Genomic DNA, 17,205 nt, shown 5'->3' with positions numbered 1-17,205 from the left:
TGTCGGGTGGCGAATCCGAAATTCGCATCAGTGCTGAGAGAACTCACTTCGCTGGTTGGGTTGCGGGAAGAATAATCTTGTCCGTCTTATCGCCCTTCGGACGATCGGCCGGCATCTGGTCGCCGGTGACGATATAGTAGATCGTCTCGGCGATGTTGGTGGCGTGGTCGCCGATGCGCTCGATGTTCTTGGCGCAAAACAGGAGATGTGTGCAGGGCGTGATGTTGCGTGGGTCTTCCATCATGTAGGTCAGCAATTCGCGAAACAGAGAGGTGTACATGGCGTCGATCTGGTCGTCGCGGTCGCGCACGAAACCGATTTTCTCCACCGACCGCGACGCATAGACGTCGAGTACTTCCTTGAGCTGGGTCAGTGCCAGATTGGCCAAAGCCTCGAGGCCGCGGAACAGGCTGTTCGGCTGGCGCCCGTCTGCGACGGCAACCACCCGCTTGGCGACGTTCTTGCCGAGGTCGCCTACCCGTTCGAGGTCAGCCGAGATGCGGATCGCGCCGACGATCTCGCGCAGATCCGTCGCCATCGGCTGGCGTTTGGCGATGATGATGATCGCCTTGTCGTCGATCTCGCGCTGTCCCTCATCCAGAACTAGGTCGTCCCGAATGACTTTCTGGGCAAGCCCCGGATCCGCATTGACCAGCGCCGCGACCGCCTGCTCGACCATGCGCTCGGCATGCCCGCCCATCGCAGCGATGCGCTTCGACAGATATTTCAGCTCCTCGTCATAGGCGCTGACGATATGCACGGACTGCATGGACGAAATGCCTTCCCGGGATCTCGTGGTTGAGTCGTTCCCTCGAATCCCCGCTGATACGCTAGCCGGATGACAGAAAAAAGAAACGGCCCATTATGTGCTAGAGATAGTACTACGTTAGCGAGCCGGCAAATGGACCGTGAACGCCGCACCCTTGCCGATCTCCGACCTGATGGAGAGTCTGGCGTTGTGGCGGGTCAGGATATGCTTGACGATGGACAGGCCAAGGCCGGTGCCCTTCTGGGTTCGGCTGTTCTCGACGTCGACGCGGTAGAAACGCTCGGTGATGCGCGGGATGTGCTCTTCGGGGATGCCGGGGCCGAAATCCCTGATGGTGACGTCGATGCCCGGTTCGGGATCGCTGTCGCTGCGTATGATCGACACCACGACACGTCCGCCCGACTGACCATATTTGCAGGCGTTTTCCAGCAGATTTTCGAAGACCTGGAAAAGCTCGTCCCGATCGCCGGCCACGTCGAGCGGCCCTTCCGCGAAATCACGCTCGATGACGACGCCGTTTTCCTTTGCGAGCGGCCCAAGCGAATCGATGACGCTGTCGATGGCCTGGCGCACGTCGACCTCGGTTCCCGGCTTGAGATAGGGCTTCATCTCCAGGCGCGACAGCGACAGAAGGTCGTCGATGAGGCGCGCCATGCGGCTGGTCTGGTTCTGCATGATCTGCAGGAACTGCTCGCGCGCCGCGGGGTCGTTGCGGGCCGGCCCGCGCAGCGTCTCGATGAAGCCGGCGATCGAGGCGAGAGGCGTGCGCAGCTCGTGGCTGGCATTGGCAATGAAGTCGGCACGCATTCTGTCGATCCGGCGCGCCTCACTCTGGTCCTTGAACACCAGCACGTAGAGATCCGTGGCATGGCCGACTGAAGACGCGCTCACCCGATAGGCTCGTTCGACCGGCAGCTTTTCTATGTAGTCGACGCTGTCCGAAGCGACGTTGCCCGCCAAGATGCTATCCAGCAAGGCCTGCATTTCCGGCGCGCGGAATTTCAGCGACAGCGACATGCCGGGGGCAATCCCACCGAAGGCGGCAAAGGCAGCGGCGTTGGCGTGGACGATGGCGGCGGAGCGATCGAAAATGATCAGCGGATCGGCAACCGCCGCCGCGAGATATTCGCCGGAAAGTTGTTGCACGCCCGACTCGATGGCCGCGGCATTTTCGGTCGATTGGCGGGCGATGCCGGCCGGCAGCATCGCAGCGGCAACCAGCACGGCGCCAGCCAGCAGCACCACATAGCCAGACATGCCGGCAAAACCATAGACCATCAGAACCGCAACGAGACCGGCCGCCAGCAGCCAGCGGCTGTTCCACAGCCGCATGGCGACGGTTTGCGCCCTGCCTCTCCGCTCTGTGCCGATGTCGGCCATTTGCGCTCCGTCTGCGGCCACTTCAAGAACTTCTTGCTGGACCGGCGCTAGAGCGCAGTGCGTCCAATTGGGCGCACAAAGGACGCTCTACCTCTTTATCTGCTGCATCGTTCTTTCCGAAAATCGATTCCGATTTTCGGGCCGATGCAGTAAGGCTCCCAATAGCACGAGTCCGGAAGCTGGAAAGGTTCGCCTCGATGAAAAACGCCAACGAAAGCCCCGCCGCACCCTCATCGGGGCCGCTGAAGATCATGATCGACGGCAAGGAGAGGGCGTTCGACATCGAGGCCCCCGCGCTTCCCGACTGGGTCGAGGACCGCAAGCTCACTGCCGGCGGTTACCCTTACGACAAGAAGATGAAGAGCGAGGAGTATGACGAGAGGCTAGAGAAGCTGCAGATCGAGCTGGTCAAGGCGCAGGCGTGGCTGCAGTCGACGGGCAAGCGGGTAATGTCGCTGTTCGAGGGGCGCGACGCTGCCGGCAAGGGCGGCACGATCTTCGTTTTGCGCCAGTATCTGAACCCTCGCACGGCGCGCAACGTGGCGCTGACCAAGCCAACGCCCACCGAGCTTGGACAATGGTACTTCCAGCGCTACGTCGACCACTTCCCGACGTCGGGCGAATTCGTCACCTTCGACCGCTCCTGGTATAACCGCGCCGGCGTTGAACCGGTGATGGGATTCTGCACGCCCGAGCAGCACGAGCAATTTCTGGACGAGGTTCCGCATTTCGAGCGGATGATTCGCAACGAGGGCATACATTTCTTCAAATTCTGGCTGAACATCGGCCGGGAAACGCAGCTCGAGCGATTCCACGACCGCCGCTGGAGCCCGCTGAAGAGCTGGAAGTTTTCGCCAATCGACATCGCCGGCATCAGCAAATGGGACGAATACACCAAAGCGCGCGACCTGATGGTCGAGCGCACGCACAAGGAGTTCGCGCCCTGGATCATTGTGCGGGCGAACGACAAACGGCGCGCGCGGCTGGCCGTCATGCAGCGCATTCTCCTTTCGCTTCCCTATGACGGCCGCGACCTCGACGTCATCGGCAAGGAGGACAAGAAGATCATCGGCGAAGGGCCGACTTTCCTCGAAAAATAAGCTCACCTCATCGATACGCGGCTCTCATGCCGCCAGCCGGGCAATCCGCTGCAGTCGCTTCAGCGTGGTGTCGTCCTGCAGCGCCTGCTGGAAAAGCGAGATCTCCTGATCGATGCGGTCGCAGAGCGCGCCGGTGTCGCCCCTAAGCAGGTCGCGCGTCTGTAGCAGCGCCGCGACAGGCTTCTTGGCGAGTTGCCTGGCTCTTGCCAACGTGGCTTCCTCGACGCTGCCGTCCGTCACGATCTCGCCGACAAGGCCCAGTGCCCTGGCATCTTCGGCGGCGAGCGTGTCGCCCAGGCAGAAGAAGCGGAACGCCCCGGCATAGCCGAGCTTCTGCGGCGCCAGAATGCTGGTCGCCGCGTCCGGCACCAGGCCGAAATCGACGAACGGCACCCGAAACGTGCTCTTGCTCGAGGCGATCACCATGTCGCAGTGGAACAGGATGGTGCAACCGACGCCGACGGCGTCGCCGTCGACACAGGCAAGGACCGGTTTCGGAAACGTCGCCAGCGTGCGGAACATATCGGTGACGGCGGCGATCAGTCGCCGATGTTTGGTGGCGTCGAGAAATTCGGAGAAATCGGCACCGAGGCAGAAGCACCCGGCCAAGCCGCGCAGGACCACTACGCGGACGTCGTCGTCGACAGCGGCTTCGTGGAATGTCCTGGCCAGGCTTTCATAGGCCCGCCTGTCCAGCACCGGGCGGCCGTCACCCGACGATACCGTGACGATCAGCGTGTGATTGCGGAATTCTGCTTTTGAGTGAACGTTCATGGCCTCTCTCCAATCTCACGAGGCGCGTCTCTGTCCGAGCATGTCCGGGTACCCTCTGGCCAGCACCGGCGCAAAGTGGTTGCGGCGCGAACGCACCACGTCGAGCGTGTGCTCGTTGAAGGTGAGCAGTGTGGCAACCACCTGCTGGTTGCCATAGGTACGCTGGTAACCGAGCGGCGTTGCCAGGAAATGCAGCTGCAGCGCGCGAAGCACCCACATCGGCTCGAATTCGATGATCACCTGGTTGACGTTGCGCTTCAGACCCCACTCGACGAAGCCGGCGATCAGCTCGGTGCCGACCGTCGACACGCCGCGCCGACCGTCGCGGAATCCCGGCGCAACCGCATAGCGGGTCAGTTCATAGACATTCGGGCCCGACGGTGGGGTTCCCTCATAAAGGTCCGCCAGCACATCGGTTAGAAGATGGGCCCGGGTTGTCGGCAACATCCGCTGATAACCGGCGAGCTCGCCATTGCGGATGACGATCTGGTGCACTGCCTCGTCGTGGTCGAATTGATCGATCTCGAGGCCATCAGGGCGCTGCAGATCGGTCCATCCCATCTCTTCGACGAAAACTCTGTAACGCAAACGATGAACTGCCTCCCAGAGGTCGGGCCGTTCCATCAGTTCCTGGGTTGTGAGGGAAAAAAGCATTTGCCGTCTCCTAGTTTCAATAGGAAGATACGGCCGTGCTTTCCCAAAAAAATTACGCGATCACGCAAGCAAGAATTTCTAGGCCGGCGCGGCCGACCTAGTTAATATAGCCGCGCCTTATCGCTTCCGCGACGGCCTGGACCCGGTTGACGGCACCGAGTTTGCTTTTGGCGTTAAGAAGGTGTTTCTCTGACGTGTGTTCCGAAATGCCGAGAATTTGTGAAATCTCCCATTCGGACTTGCCAACAGCAGCCCATTGCAGGCATTCGCGCTCACGCGGCGTTAATTCGACATGATCGATGGTTTTGCCCGCCATGGTGTGGAGCTGCATTGCGCGGCCAATCGCATAAGTCGAGACCAGCGACACCAACCCGAAATCGGCGCTCGACAATTCGACAGCCTCGCCGCCTAGCGACACCATGACGATCTGGCCATCGAGCGTGATTAGCGGAAAGGCCAACCCGTCGCGCAGCTTGAATTCCCCGGCATCGCCCATCACCTCGCCGCCGCTCTTGCCGATGCGGATGCCCTGAGATGCTTCCCGCCACTGGAATGGCGCTTGAAGCTGCTTCATGTGGCTGACGACGGGGTCGTGATCGACGTAGTTGCGCGCGACGTAGCGTTCAAGCCATTCAGCCGGCCAGTCGCAGAGCAGCACATGGTCCTTTTGCTGGTTTCTCGGCGTGCCAGGTTGCGGAACCGTCCCGGCCATCAGCGCCGTCAGCCCGAACCCGCTTGTTACCCCCAACAGCTTTTCGCAGACGGCGGCGGCTGTGCCGGCGTGCTGCAACTGATCTATCAACTCCAGCGTACGATCGAAATGACCCATCGCAACATCTACCCCATGTTGCCTTCCGCTCTTGAGGCCAATGGCAGTGATCAACCCGCACCACGCCATCAACCCCGGACTGCAAAGCTGCCTCCCCTGTGCGTCCTACTGCTCCTCTTCAGCCGGCATCACGCAGTCACTTGCAAACTCACTAAACAATATCCCTAAATTGCAATGATGAAACCAAAAACCGTCGCACCTGTGTTTTTTTCGTACAAAAACCTGTGTTATTTCGTACGAAAGCCGGGGCAAGACCGAACGGAGTCGTCGCGTGGCGTTTCGGCGCATATCCATTTCATTGATCTCGATATTGATCGGAGCGCAATCGCTTGCGGCTGCTGCGCTCGCCGCGGAGCCGCAGGTGCCCGTGTTCTGGGACGCCAAGGAGCGGCTGCCAAAGCCGGACCTTTCGATGCTGCCGCGGCTGCGATTCCTGACCACCACGGATTTCCCGCCGTTCAATTTCCTCGATGGGGCAGGCCGGCTGTCGGGCTTCCATGTCGACCTAGCGCGCGCCATCTGCGCCGAGCTCGGCGTTGCCGAAAAATGCCAGATCCAGGCGCTGCCCTGGGCCGAGCTCGAAGGTGCGCTCGGGAAGGGCGAGGGCGAAGCGATCATTGCCGGCATCGCCGCGACGCCGGAGTCGCGGTCGAAATACGCATTTTCACGCTCCTACCTGCAATTTCCGGCCCGCTTCATCATGCTGAAGACACAGGCGCTGACCGAACCAATGTTCGACAAGCTGCGCAGCAAGCGTGTCGGCGTGATCGCCGGCTCCGCGCACGAGCGGGTGCTGCGCGATTATTTCGGCGACGTCCAAATCGTCCCATTCGCAAAGCCGGAGGAGCTTTATGGCGAGCTGAAAGCCGGCAAGATCGACGCCGCCTTCGGCGACGGCATGCGTTTCGCCTTCTGGCTCGGCGGTTCGGATGCAGCGGGCTGCTGCCGCTTTGCCGGCGGCCCCTATCTGGCGCCCGAATATCTCGGCTCAGGCATGGCAATCGCCACCAGGGCCGACGATCCGGCACTGGCCGCCGCTTTCGACTACGCGCTGCAGGAAATCTCGGTGAAAGGCACGTTCGCCGAGTTCTATCTGCGCTATTTTCCCGTCAGTTTTTTCTGAGCTTGGCCGCCGGCTCAGGTCAGCGTGCGAAGGCGGGCCTTGGCGGCTCGCGCAATGGCGGCGACCGTCAGCGCATCGAGGTCGAGTTCCCGGCGGACGAGCTGCAGAACGCGTACCTCCTCCAGGCGCATTTCGAGATCGACAGCTGCGACCTCGAAGGCGGCGGCATAGGCGGTGTCACGCAGGCGTTCGGGCAGCGCCTCGGCGACGCGCGCCAGGACGCCCTCCAGCCCATCCTTTTCATGCAGCATTTTCTGGCAGGCCTGGGCGACCTCGACCAGCCGCTCCTGGTTGAAATCCTCAAACACCGGCCAGGATCGAACGACGTCGCCGATCCGCGCCAGTTCGACGTCGGTCATGTCGCGGTCTGACGCCGAGGTGATGACCATCAGGTAGATCATGGCTTCGTGTGGCGACAATGGCATTTACAACTCCTTGAGATGGTCCCGAAGTTAGGAACGAGGGACCGGCGCCGCAAGGAAAAACAGCCGCGATCGTTGGCGCTCCGATCACGCCTTGGAAGTTGATCCATCCTGACTATCGGGACGGGGGCTTCTTGCCTGATCACGGTCCTGCCCGAAAACCGGGTTCCACTTTTCGGGATCATGGTCTAGAGCATGCGGCTGCCGGCATCGATGCTGGCAACGTTGCAGGAATAGCATCATGGCCGAACAACAGCCGATCGATCTCAGCCCGGAAGTCCTCGCCGCCGCCGAAAGCAAGGCGTGGCCATTCGAGGAAGCGAAAAAGATCGCCGCCCGCTACGCGAGCAGCGGCTACCCGGAAACGGTGCTGTTCGAGACCGGCTACGGCCCGTCCGGCCTGCCGCACATCGGCACGTTCGGCGAGGTGGCGCGCACATCTATGGTGCGCCACGCCTTCCGCGTGCTGACTGAAGACAAGGTCAAGACGCGGCTGCTGTGCTTCTCCGACGACATGGACGGATTGCGCAAGGTGCCTGACAATGTGCCTAACAAGGACATGCTGCGCGCCTACCTCGGCAAGCCGCTGAGCAGGATACCGGACCCGTTCTCCAATGAGTATCCGTCCTTCGGCGCTGCCAATAACGCACGGCTGCGCACTTTCCTCGACCGTTTCGGCTTCGATTACGAATTCGCTTCCTCGACCGACTATTATACTTCCGGCCGCTTCGACGCGACGCTGCTCAAGATGCTCGAGCGCTTCGATAAGGTGATGGCAATTATGCTGCCGTCGCTGCGCGAGGAGCGGGCGCTGAGCTATTCGCCCTTCCTGCCGATCCATCCCAAGACCGGCATCGTCATGCAAGTCGCGATCGACGAGCGCAAGCTCGACGCCGGCACCATCGTGTGGCGCGACCCGGACACCGGCGAGCGCTTCGAGACGCCGGTGACCGGCGGTCATGCCAAGCTGCAATGGAAGCCAGATTGGGCGATGCGGTGGGCAGCACTCGGCGTCGATTACGAGATGTCCGGCAAGGATCTGATCGATTCCGTCAAGCTCGCCGGGCAGATTTGCCGCGCGCTCGATGCTCCGGCACCGGAGGGCTTCAATTACGAGCTGTTCCTCGATGAGAACGGCCAGAAGATCTCGAAGTCGAAGGGCAATGGGCTGACCATTGACGAGTGGCTGACTTACGCGCCGACCGAGAGCCTTAGCCTTTATATGTTCCAGCGCCCGCGAACCGCGAAGAAGCTCTATTTCGACGTCATCCCGAAGGCGGTAGACGAATATTACACGTTCCTCTCTGCCTATCAGAGGCAGGACTGGAAGGAGCGGCTGGGCAATCCGGTCTGGCACATGCATGACGGCAATCCCCCGGCAGTCGACCTGCCGGTTCCGTTCTCGCTGCTGCTCAACCTGGTCAGCGCCTCGAACGCGCAGAACAGGGACGTGCTGTGGGGTTTCATTTCGCGCCACGCGCCGGGTGTGACGCCGACAACCCATCCCGAGCTCGACCGGCTGGCCGAATATGCCATCCGCTATTTCGACGATTTCGTGAAGCCGGCGAAAGTGTACCGTGCTGCCGACGCGGTCGAGCGCGAGGCGCTGACCAAGCTTTCGGTAGCGCTTGCCGCGCTGCCGGCTGATGCCGACAGCGAGGCAATCCAGAACGCTGCCCTCAATGTTGCGCGCAAGATCGAGCGCTACCAGGACCATTCCAAGCAGAGCCCGGAGGGCGGACCCGGTGTCTCCGTCGCCTTCTTCCAGATGATCTATCAGGTGCTGATAGGTCAGGAACGCGGACCGCGCTTCGGCTCCTTCGCCGCGCTCTACGGCATCGCCGAAACGCGCGAGCTCATTCAGCGGGCGCTGGCTGGTCAACTGGCGGCATGAGGACGCCGTCTTGCTCCTCCAGGATCGAGCTAGGCGCTACAGGCGCGGATCGCGACGCAGCAGCCGGGAGCGGCGGCAGGCCTGAAACGCTCGGCGCCGGCCCGAAGACGCCTTTTTTTGCTGCACGCGCCTTCTCGCCGGCTTCTGCGTAAGGGCCGCCCTTGGCGGCGCGCGCCCAGCCATTTTCGACCAGCCATTGGCCGATATCCTGATTGCCGATCCGGCACTCGGCGGCGATCAGATCACGACCGCCTTCGGGCGGCACGGCACAGACCACCGCACGACTGCGGAGAAAGGCGCGGAAGGCCGTTCGCGCCCGAATGCCGCAATTCCAGGACTCGCCGCCGTCGGTGCAAGTCTCCTCCTGCTTGACGATGTCGATACCGGAAACCGCAATCGAATAGCCCTTTGCTTCGATGACCCCGGCGGCCGACGCGACGGGCTGGAATAGTTTCGTGCCTTTCCAGTCGTCAGGCATTTTCGTTTTTGGCGGCTTGGGCGGTCCGGCCAATGCCAGATCGCTCAACGGGGCGCGCGGCTCTATCCGTTCAAGCTCGTTAGAACCGGGCGGCGGCGGCACCACGATGTCTGGATCGATTGCCCTCGAATGCGCCGCCTGCTTGGCTGGCACTGGTTTCGGGATGGCCGACGTAGCCGGCGCGGCGGGCTGCGGTTCAGCGCCGACCTGGATTTGCTCCCAGGGGCCGCCGCTTTCGCTCTGGACGGCGCGGCCGCCGGCGACAATTGCCGTGGCCATCGCCGGGATCGCCAGAACAGCCAAGGCAAGGTGAGGCAGACGCACCGGCCCCGCGCCTACTGGCTTGCCCAGACAATCCGCGCCACCCATTCGACATCGCGCATGGGGATGTCGCGGTCCGGGTGATCGGGATTGAGGGAGACCAGCGCGATCGACCTCGGTGTCTGGCGGTCAAGCACCTTGGCCATCACCTCGCCGGCATTGGTCTTGACGACGACGCGATCACCCTTTCGTATAGTAGCCCCCGGCTCGACGATCAGGACATCGCCATTGCGATAGAGCGGCAGCATGGAATCGCCCTGGACCTTCAAGGCATAGGAGGTCTCGGTTGCCCGTGCCGGAAGCTCGATCAGGTCCCATCCCTGCCCCGCTGGAAACCCGGCGTCGTCGAAGAAGCCACCGGCGCCCGCCTGGGCGAAGCCGAGCAGCGGCACCGACGATCTCTGCACGGGTAGTGAGCCGGAATTACCCCGACCCTCGACCAGCCCCGCAAATTCGTCCAGCGAGGCGCCGGTCGCCTCGATGATCTTGGCCAGCGATTCGGTCGACGGCCAGCGCGGCCGTCCATCTGAGGACAGCCGCTTCGATTTGTTGAAGGCGGTCGAGTCGAGGCCAGCGCGCCTGGCCAGTCCAGAGGCCGAAAGCGAATAACGCTCGGCAAGAGCGTCGATGGCGGCCCAAACGCGGTCGTGCGAGAGCACCTTGCTCTTCCTTCGAAACAGGAAAAAATACCTTCCCTGTTCTACCCCTTGGCCGCCATCTTGTCCACCGCCGAAGACGGTGTCAGGCTGCCTCCTTGGCCTCGTCCCTGGTATAGGGATCGAAGCGCTCGTAAAAGGTCTCGCCCTTCTCGGCCATATCAAGCAGCAGCTTCGGCGCCTTGAACTCGGTGCCGTATTTCTTCTGCAGGCGCTTGGCGATTTTGACGAATTTCTTAGCGCCGATGCCGTCGATGTAGGACAGTGCACCGCCTGTATAGGGCGCGAAGCCGAAGGCCAGGATCGAGCCGACATCGGCCTCGCGTGGGTCGGTAACGATGCCCTCTTCCATCACCCGTACCGCCTCAAGCGCGATGGTGACCAGCAGCCGCTGCTTCAGTTCCTCATAATCAACCTGCTCCGGCGCCAGCTGCGGGTAGAGATCCCTGAGACCTGGCCACAGCTTCTTCTTGGCCGGTTTTGCCGGATAGTCATAGAAGCCCTTGCTGTTCTTGCGGCCCAAGCGACCATGCGTGTCGACCATCGTGTTGATCAGCGCCATCTGCTTCGGATCGACCGCCTTGTCGCCGAGATCGCGCATGGTCTGCTTCATGATCTTCTGGGCAAGGTCGATCGCGGTCTCGTCGGTCAATGCCAGAGGACCGACCGGCATGCCGGCGGCTTTCGCCGCATTCTCGATCATCGGCGCCGGAACACCTTCGATCAGCATCTTGTAGGCTTCCGACATGTAGCGCAGTACGCAGCGATTGACGTAAAAACCGCGCGTATCGTTGACGACGATCGGCGTCTTCTTGATGGCGCGGACGAAGTCGATCGCGGTGGCCAGCGCCTTGTCGCCGGTCTTCTTGCCGAGGATGATCTCGACCAGCATCATCTTGTCGACCGGCGAGAAGAAATGAATGCCGATGAAATTCTTCGGGCGCGCCGAATTCCTGGCCAGCGATGTGATTGGGATGGTCGACGTGTTCGACGCGAAGATCGCCGACGGCTTCAGCACCGCCTCGGCCTGTTCGGTGGCATCCTTCTTAACGGCCGAATCCTCGAACACCGCCTCGATCACAAGATCACAGCCGGCAAGATCGGCGTAATCGGCCGTCGGCGTGATCAGCGACAGCAATCTTTCCTTGTCCTCTGGCTTGGCGCGGCCCTTCCTGACCTGATCCGAGATCAGGTTGTCGGAATGCGCTTTGCCCTTGGCGGCGGACTCTATGTCGCGGTCGAGCAGCACCACCGGAATGCCGGCCTTGGCCGTCACATAGGCGATGCCGATGCCCATGAAGCCGGCACCGAGCACGCCGATCTTCTTGAACTTCGTTTCCGGCACACCGGCCGGGCGGCGCGCGCCCTTGTTCAGTTCCTGCAGCGACACGAACAGCGAACGGATCATCGCTGCCGCTTCCCTGGTCTGCATGATCTCGGTGAAATAGCGTTGCTCGATCCGCAAGGCGGTGTCGAACGGCACCAACAGGCCCTCATAGACGCATTTCAGGATGGCGGCAGCGGCGGGATAATTGCCATAGGTCTCGCGGCGCAGAATGGCGATGGCCGGGGGCCACAGATTGGCACCGGCCACCGAATAGATCGGGGCGCCGGGCAGCTTGAAGCCCTTTTCATCCCATGGCGCCACCGGTTTCAAGCCGTTCCTGATCATCGCCTTGGCGGTTTCGACCAGCTTGTCCGGCTCGGCAATCTCATGGATCAGGCCCATCGACTTGGCCTTCTGAGGCGACAGCGTCTGGCCGGACGTCAGCATTTGCAGCGCCTGCTGCTGGTCGGTCAGCCGCGGCACGCGCTGGGTGCCGCCGGCGCCCGGAAAAATGCCGATCTTCACTTCGGGAAGCGCCATCCTCACTTTGTCTGAATCGGCCGCGACACGGCCATGGCAGGCGAGCGACAATTCGAGCGCGCCACCCATGCATGTGCCGTTGATCGCCGAAACCCATGGCTTTCCCGAAGTTTCCAGCTTGCGGAATAGGCCGTTCATGGTGCCCGCATTGTCGAACAGGGCCTTGGTCGCCTTCTCCGGGTCCTTCGCCTTGTCGGCGGCGAGGGTCGCCAGCATCTTCTGCAGCATGGTGATGTCGGCGCCGCCCGAGAACGTATCCTTGCCGGAGGTGATCACCGCGCCCTTTATCGCTGCATCGCTCGCCACTTTGTCGACGATGGTATTCAGTTCGAGCATCACCTCCTCGGTGAAGACGTTCATCGAACGGTCCGGCATGTCCCAGGTGACCAGCGCAATGCCGTCGGCGTCGATGTCGAGGGTGAAATTGGTGTAGCTCATCATCTCTCTCCGTCAGACGCGTTCGATGATCGTTGCAGTGCCCATGCCGGCGCCGATGCAAAGCGTCACCAGCGCGGTGTTGAGGTCGCGGCGTTCCAATTCGTCCAGCACCGTACCGAAAATCATCGCACCGGTGGCGCCGAGCGGATGGCCCATGGCGATGGCCCCACCATTGACGTTGATCCGGTCATGCGGAATGTCGAAAGCCTGCATGTAGCGCAGCACCACCGAAGCGAAGGCCTCGTTGAGCTCGAACAGGTCGATGTCCGACAGCTTCATCTTCGCCCGCTTCAACAGCTTCTCGGTGACGTCGACGGGGCCGGTCAGCATCAGCACCGGTTCGGAGCCGATGTTGGCGAACGCACGGATGCGTGCGCGCGGCTTGAGGCCGAGCGTCTTTCCCGCCTTTTTCGAGCCGAGCAGCACGGCCGCCGCGCCATCGACGATGCCGGAGGAATTGCCGGCATGGTGGACGTGGTTGACCTGTTCCACCTCGGGATGCTTCTGCACGGCGACGGCGTCGAAGCCGCCCATTTCGCCGGGCATGACGAAGGACGGGTTGAGCGCGGCAAGCGACTGCATGTCGGTCGAGGGCCGCATATGTTCATCATGGTCGAGGATGGTCAGGCCGTTCTGGTCCTTGACCGAGATCACCGAATTCTTGAAGCGGCCCTCGCCCCACGCCTTGGCGGCACGCTTCTGGCTTTCGACTGCGTAGGCATCGACGTCGTCGCGCGAAAAGCCGTATTTGGTGGCGATCAGGTCGGCCGAGATTCCTTGCGGCACGAACCAGCCGGGTAGGCCGACCGATGGGTCCATGAACCAGGCGCCGCCGGAGGCGCCTATGCCGACGCGCGACATCGATTCGACGCCACCGGCGATGACGACCTCGTCGGCGCCCTGCGCGATCTTGGCGGCGCCGAAATTGATGGCGTCGAGGCCCGAGGCGCAGAAACGCGATATCTGCATGCCAGGCGCCTTGGTGTCGTAGCCGGCCTCGAAAGCGGCGGCACGTGGAATGACCGCACCCGCCTCGCCAACCGGATCGACACAACCGAAGATGATGTCGTCGACGGTGCCGGTGTCCAGCCCGTTGCGGTCGCGGATGGCCTCGAGCACCTTGGCGCCGAGCCGCACCGCCGGCACTTCGTGCAGCGAGCCATCCTTCTTGCCCCTGCCGCGCGGCGTGCGCACGGCATCATAGACATAAGCTTCGGCCATTTTCCTGCTCCTTGGGTTTGCCGAAAAGTCGCTCAGAGCGAGCGCCCGATCAGCAATTTCATGATCTCGTTGGTGCCGCCGTAGATGCGCTGGACGCGGGCGTCGCGGAACATGCGCGCAATCGGATATTCATTCATGTAGCCATAGCCGCCATGCAATTGAAGGCATTCGTCGACGACTTTTCCTTGCAGGTCCGACAGCCAGTATTTGGCCATAGACGCGGTCACCGGGTCGAGGCCGCCGTTAATGTGGCGGGCAACGCAGTCATTATAGAAGACGCGGCCGATGGTCGCCTCGGTCTTCAATTCGGCAAGTTTGAACTGGGTGTTCTGGAATTCGATGATGGGCTTGCCGAAGGCCTTGCGCTCCTTGACGTAGTCGATGGTAAGCGCCAGCGCCCGCTCGATCATGGCGATAGCAGTGGTGCCGATCTGCAGCCGCTCCTGCGGTAATTGCTGCATCAACTGGACGAAGCCCTGGCCTTCCTCGTTGCCGAGCAGGTTCGAGGTCGGCACACGCACGTCGTTGAAGAACAGTTCCGACGTGTCGTTGGCCTTGAGGCCGATCTTGTCGAGGTTGCGGCCGCGCTCGAAACCTTCCACCTCGTCAGTCTCGACGACGATCAGCGAGATGCCCTTGGCGCCCTTCTCAGGATCGGTCTTGGCAACGACGATGATGAAATTGGCGAGCTGGCCGTTGGTGATAAAGGTCTTCGAGCCGTTGAGCTTGTACTGGTTGCCGTCCTTTTCGGCGCGCGTCTTGACGCTCTGAAGGTCGGAGCCCGCACCCGGCTCGGTCATGGCGATGGCGCCGATCAGCTCGCCGGTCGCCAGCCTCGGCAGCCATTTCTTCTTCTGCTCGTCCGAGCCGTAATGGAGGATGTAGGGGGCAACGATCGAATTGTGCAGGCCAATGCCGAACCCGTCGACGCCGACATGGCCGATCGCCTCGATAATGGCGCTCTCATGCGCGAAGGTGCCGCCCGATCCGCCATATTCCTCCGGCATCGAGGCGCACAGCAGGCCGGCAGCACCCGCCTTCAGCCAGCTCTCGCGGTCGACCATTTCGTTCTTCTCGAACTCGTCGTAACGCGGCGCGATCTCTTCCGACATGAAGCGGTGCGCCATGTCGTAAAGCATGCCGACCTCGTCCGCCGCCCAGGCGGGCTTGGGAAGGCCAAGGATTTCGGCGGGGTGGGTCATGGTTTCTCCCTCGCGCCGACGTTCCCCTCCCCCTCGAGGGGAGGGTGGCCGCGAAGCGGCCGGGTGGGGTCGCCGATGACTTGCTCGACCTTATCTTTTACAACCTGCGCCATGTGCCACGGCATTGCGATCATTTTCCTCCAAGGCATGCACCAGAATGGAGGTCGGCGCACTGCACGCAGGACCCCTCCCGGCCCTTCGGGCCACCCTCCCCTCGAGGGGAGGGGAACGCCGAAGCTAGAACGCTTCCGCCGGCAGTGCCATCAATGTGTCGGCACCGCTGGAGATGCGGGCAAGATGCGCCGACGTCTCCGGCATGATCCGCTCTATGAAGAAGCGCGCCGTCACCAGCTTGTTGTCGTAGAAAGACGAAGCGCCGTCAGCGCCATCAGCCAATTTCGCTGCGGCCACCCTGGCCATCCGGGCCCACATATAGCCCAGCGCCACCAGGCCGAAGAGATGCATGTAGTCGGTCGAGGCGGCACCGGCATTGTCGGGCTTGGCCATGCCGTTCTGCACCAGCCACATCGTCGCCGCCTGCAGATCGTTGAGGCCCTTTTTCAGCGCCTTGGTGAAGGGCGCCATCGTCTCGTCGGTGCGGTTCTCCTCGCAGAACTCTCCGACTTCCCTAAAGAAGGCCTGGACCGCGCGGCCGCCATTCAAGGCCAGCTTGCGGCCGACGAGATCGAGCGCCTGGATGCCGTTGGCACCCTCATAGATCATGGCGATGCGCGCATCGCGGACGAACTGGCTCATGCCGTGCTCTTCTATATAGCCGTGGCCGCCGAAGACCTGCTGCGCCATTACCGCATGATCGAACCCCTTGTCGGTGAGCACGCCTTTGACCACCGGCGTCATCAGGCCGGTGTAGTCGTCTGCGACCTGGCGATCTTTGTCGTCTCCGGAGCGGTGAGCGATGTCGGACTTGATCGCCGTCCACAGCGCCAGCGCGCGGCCGGCCTCGTTGAAAGCCTTCATGGTCATCAGGCTGCGGCGGATGTCCGGATGGACGATGATCGGATCGGCCTTCCTGTCCGGCGCCTTCGGCCCTGACAGCGAGCGGCCCTGCAGACGATCCTTGGCGTAGGAAACCGCATTCTGATAGGCGACCTCCGATAGCGAGAGGCCCTGCAGGCCGACGCCAAGCCGCGCCTCATTCATCATGGTGAACATTGCTTTCAGCCCGCCATTGGCCTCGCCGAGCAGCGTGCCTTCAGCGTCGTCGTAATTCATGACGCAGGTCGAGTTGCCATGGATACCCATCTTCTGCTCGATCGAGCCACAGGAGACGGTGTTCTTCTCGTCCGGATTGCCTGAGGCATCGAGCTTGAGCTTCGGCACGATGAACAGCGAGATGCCCTTCACGCCATCCGGCGCGCCCTCGATACGGGCCAGCACAAGGTGGACGATATTGTCCGACATGTCATGCTCGCCGGCAGAGATGAAGATCTTCTGACCGGAGATCCTGTAGGTGCCGTCGCCATTTGGGACGGCCTTGGTGCGCAGCAAGCCAAGATCGGTTCCGCAGTGTGGCTCGGTCAGGTTCATGGTGCCGGTCCAGGCGCCCTCGACCAGCTTCGGCAACCATGTTGCCTTCTGCTCTTTGGTGCCATGGGTGATGATCGCAGCGATCGCGCCTTGCGTCAGGCCGGCATACATCATCAGCGACATATTGGCCGACACCATGTATTCGGCAACCGCAGTGTGCACCGCGTAGGGCAAGCCTTGCCCGCCAAACTCGACAGGTGCCGCGAGCCCCATCCAGCCGCCTTCGCGATACTGGTCGAAAGCTTCCTTGAAGCCTTTCGGCGTCGTTACCGAACCGTCGTCATGGCGCATGCAGCCTTCCACGTCGCCAATGCGGTTCAGCGGCTGCATCACGTTTTCGGCGAGCTTCGCGCCCTCGGCAAGGATGGCCTCGAGCACATCCGGTGTGGCGTCGGAAAATCCGGGAAGATTGGAATAACGCTGATATCCCAGCACTTCGTTCAGCACGAACAGCGTGTCCCGGACCGGCGCTCTGTAGATCGGCATGCGTTTCCTCCACCATGCGGTCTTGGCCCCGAAATCAGCCCCA

At 62.1% G+C, this 17,205-nt stretch carries 15 protein-coding genes; 3 read left to right on the top strand and 12 right to left on the bottom strand.

Going from position 1 to position 17,205, the window contains the following annotated elements; translation table 11 throughout:
- Positions 1-43 precede the first annotated feature (43 nt).
- Complete coding sequence (gene phoU / locus NKH49_RS04230) at positions 44-769, bottom strand: phosphate signaling complex protein PhoU (RefSeq protein WP_023677346.1); 726 nt, start codon at positions 767-769, stop codon at positions 44-46.
- Between the two features lie 117 nt (positions 770-886).
- The gene (locus NKH49_RS04225) at positions 887-2,149 is read right to left on the bottom strand and encodes an ATP-binding protein (protein ID WP_352501704.1); all 1,263 of its coding nucleotides are present in this window, start codon (positions 2,147-2,149) and stop codon (positions 887-889) included.
- Positions 2,150-2,346: 197 nt separating this feature from the next.
- On the opposite strand from NKH49_RS04225, the gene ppk2 reads away from it, so the two are divergent.
- On the top strand, positions 2,347-3,249 hold the full coding sequence (gene ppk2 / locus NKH49_RS04220; RefSeq protein ID WP_352501703.1) for a polyphosphate kinase 2: 903 nt from the start codon (positions 2,347-2,349) through the stop codon (positions 3,247-3,249).
- 24 nt (positions 3,250-3,273) lie between these two features.
- Here the strand turns inward: ppk2 and NKH49_RS04215 are convergent, their stop codons facing one another.
- The 3 genes from NKH49_RS04215 to NKH49_RS04205 form a co-directional block, all read right to left on the bottom strand.
- Positions 3,274-4,023 carry an enoyl-CoA hydratase-related protein gene (locus NKH49_RS04215; RefSeq protein WP_023677343.1) on the bottom strand — a complete coding sequence of 250 codons (750 nt, stop codon included), beginning with the start codon at positions 4,021-4,023 and terminating at the stop codon, positions 3,274-3,276.
- Positions 4,024-4,038: 15 nt separating this feature from the next.
- On the bottom strand, positions 4,039-4,677 hold the full coding sequence (locus NKH49_RS04210; protein ID WP_023677342.1) for an acyl-homoserine-lactone synthase: 639 nt from the start codon (positions 4,675-4,677) through the stop codon (positions 4,039-4,041).
- Between the two features lie 97 nt (positions 4,678-4,774).
- Complete coding sequence (locus NKH49_RS04205) at positions 4,775-5,506, bottom strand: helix-turn-helix transcriptional regulator (protein WP_352470107.1); 732 nt, start codon at positions 5,504-5,506, stop codon at positions 4,775-4,777.
- 271 nt (positions 5,507-5,777) lie between these two features.
- Between NKH49_RS04205 and NKH49_RS04200 the strand changes: the two genes are divergently transcribed.
- The gene (locus NKH49_RS04200; protein ID WP_352501702.1) at positions 5,778-6,629 is read left to right on the top strand and encodes an ABC transporter substrate-binding protein; all 852 of its coding nucleotides are present in this window, start codon (positions 5,778-5,780) and stop codon (positions 6,627-6,629) included.
- Positions 6,630-6,643: 14 nt separating this feature from the next.
- Here NKH49_RS04200 and NKH49_RS04195 read toward each other — a convergent pair whose 3' ends face one another.
- Positions 6,644-7,054, bottom strand: a complete 411-nt coding sequence (locus NKH49_RS04195) for a tellurite resistance TerB family protein (protein WP_023677339.1) — start codon at positions 7,052-7,054, stop codon at positions 6,644-6,646.
- A gap of 238 nt (positions 7,055-7,292) precedes the next feature.
- Between NKH49_RS04195 and NKH49_RS04190 the strand changes: the two genes are divergently transcribed.
- Positions 7,293-8,945: a lysine--tRNA ligase gene (locus tag NKH49_RS04190; protein ID WP_352613915.1), complete on the top strand. Its 1,653-nt coding sequence runs from the start codon at positions 7,293-7,295 to the stop codon at positions 8,943-8,945.
- Here the strand turns inward: NKH49_RS04190 and NKH49_RS04185 are convergent.
- The 6 genes from NKH49_RS04185 to NKH49_RS04160 all read right to left on the bottom strand — a co-directional run bounded on the left by NKH49_RS04185 (position 8,908) and on the right by NKH49_RS04160 (position 17,162).
- A complete protein-coding gene (locus NKH49_RS04185; RefSeq protein ID WP_352613914.1) occupies positions 8,908-9,747 on the bottom strand; it encodes a thermonuclease family protein in 840 nt (279 codons plus the stop codon). The two genes, NKH49_RS04190 and NKH49_RS04185, sit on opposite strands and share 38 nt — an antisense overlap.
- 11 nt (positions 9,748-9,758) lie before the next feature.
- On the bottom strand, positions 9,759-10,403 hold the full coding sequence (locus tag NKH49_RS04180) for a S24 family peptidase (protein WP_352470103.1): 645 nt from the start codon (positions 10,401-10,403) through the stop codon (positions 9,759-9,761).
- A gap of 82 nt (positions 10,404-10,485) precedes the next feature.
- Positions 10,486-12,705, bottom strand: coding sequence for a 3-hydroxyacyl-CoA dehydrogenase NAD-binding domain-containing protein (locus tag NKH49_RS04175; protein ID WP_352613913.1), 2,220 nt, complete (start codon positions 12,703-12,705; stop codon positions 10,486-10,488).
- 12 nt (positions 12,706-12,717) lie between these two features.
- Positions 12,718-13,926, bottom strand: coding sequence for an acetyl-CoA C-acetyltransferase (locus tag NKH49_RS04170; protein ID WP_352613912.1), 1,209 nt, complete (start codon positions 13,924-13,926; stop codon positions 12,718-12,720).
- A gap of 32 nt (positions 13,927-13,958) precedes the next feature.
- Entirely contained in the window at positions 13,959-15,128 is a 1,170-nt protein-coding gene (locus NKH49_RS04165; RefSeq protein WP_352613911.1) for an acyl-CoA dehydrogenase family protein, read from the bottom strand.
- Positions 15,129-15,365: 237 nt separating this feature from the next.
- A complete protein-coding gene (locus NKH49_RS04160) occupies positions 15,366-17,162 on the bottom strand; it encodes an acyl-CoA dehydrogenase (protein ID WP_352613910.1) in 1,797 nt (598 codons plus the stop codon).
- Positions 17,163-17,205 lie beyond the last annotated feature (43 nt).

This window comes from Mesorhizobium sp. M1088, from assembly GCF_040318575.1.
GTDB lineage: Bacteria > Pseudomonadota > Alphaproteobacteria > Rhizobiales > Rhizobiaceae > Mesorhizobium.
The sequence above is the reverse complement of the archived record's forward strand: the minus strand, read 5'-3'. Positions and strand labels throughout refer to the sequence as shown.

Bases quoted from the DNA above. Each gene is read 5' to 3' on its own strand.
- NKH49_RS04225 (WP_352501704.1), bottom strand. From the start codon at position 2,149: ATGGCCGACATCGGCACAGAGCGGAGAGGCAGGGCGCAAACCGTCGCC.
- phoU (WP_023677346.1), bottom strand. From the start codon at position 769: ATGCAGTCCGTGCATATCGTCAGCGCCTATGACGAGGAGCTGAAATAT.
- NKH49_RS04210 (WP_023677342.1), bottom strand. From the start codon at position 4,677: ATGCTTTTTTCCCTCACAACCCAGGAACTGATGGAACGGCCCGACCTC.
- NKH49_RS04195 (WP_023677339.1), bottom strand. From the start codon at position 7,054: ATGCCATTGTCGCCACACGAAGCCATGATCTACCTGATGGTCATCACC.
- NKH49_RS04205 (WP_352470107.1), bottom strand. From the start codon at position 5,506: ATGGGTCATTTCGATCGTACGCTGGAGTTGATAGATCAGTTGCAGCAC.
- NKH49_RS04160 (WP_352613910.1), bottom strand. From the start codon at position 17,162: ATGCCGATCTACAGAGCGCCGGTCCGGGACACGCTGTTCGTGCTGAAC.
- NKH49_RS04175 (WP_352613913.1), bottom strand. From the start codon at position 12,705: ATGAGCTACACCAATTTCACCCTCGACATCGACGCCGACGGCATTGCG.
- NKH49_RS04215 (WP_023677343.1), bottom strand. From the start codon at position 4,023: ATGAACGTTCACTCAAAAGCAGAATTCCGCAATCACACGCTGATCGTC.
- ppk2 (WP_352501703.1), top strand. From the start codon at position 2,347: ATGAAAAACGCCAACGAAAGCCCCGCCGCACCCTCATCGGGGCCGCTG.
- NKH49_RS04165 (WP_352613911.1), bottom strand. From the start codon at position 15,128: ATGACCCACCCCGCCGAAATCCTTGGCCTTCCCAAGCCCGCCTGGGCG.
- NKH49_RS04170 (WP_352613912.1), bottom strand. From the start codon at position 13,926: ATGGCCGAAGCTTATGTCTATGATGCCGTGCGCACGCCGCGCGGCAGG.
- NKH49_RS04190 (WP_352613915.1), top strand. From the start codon at position 7,293: ATGGCCGAACAACAGCCGATCGATCTCAGCCCGGAAGTCCTCGCCGCC.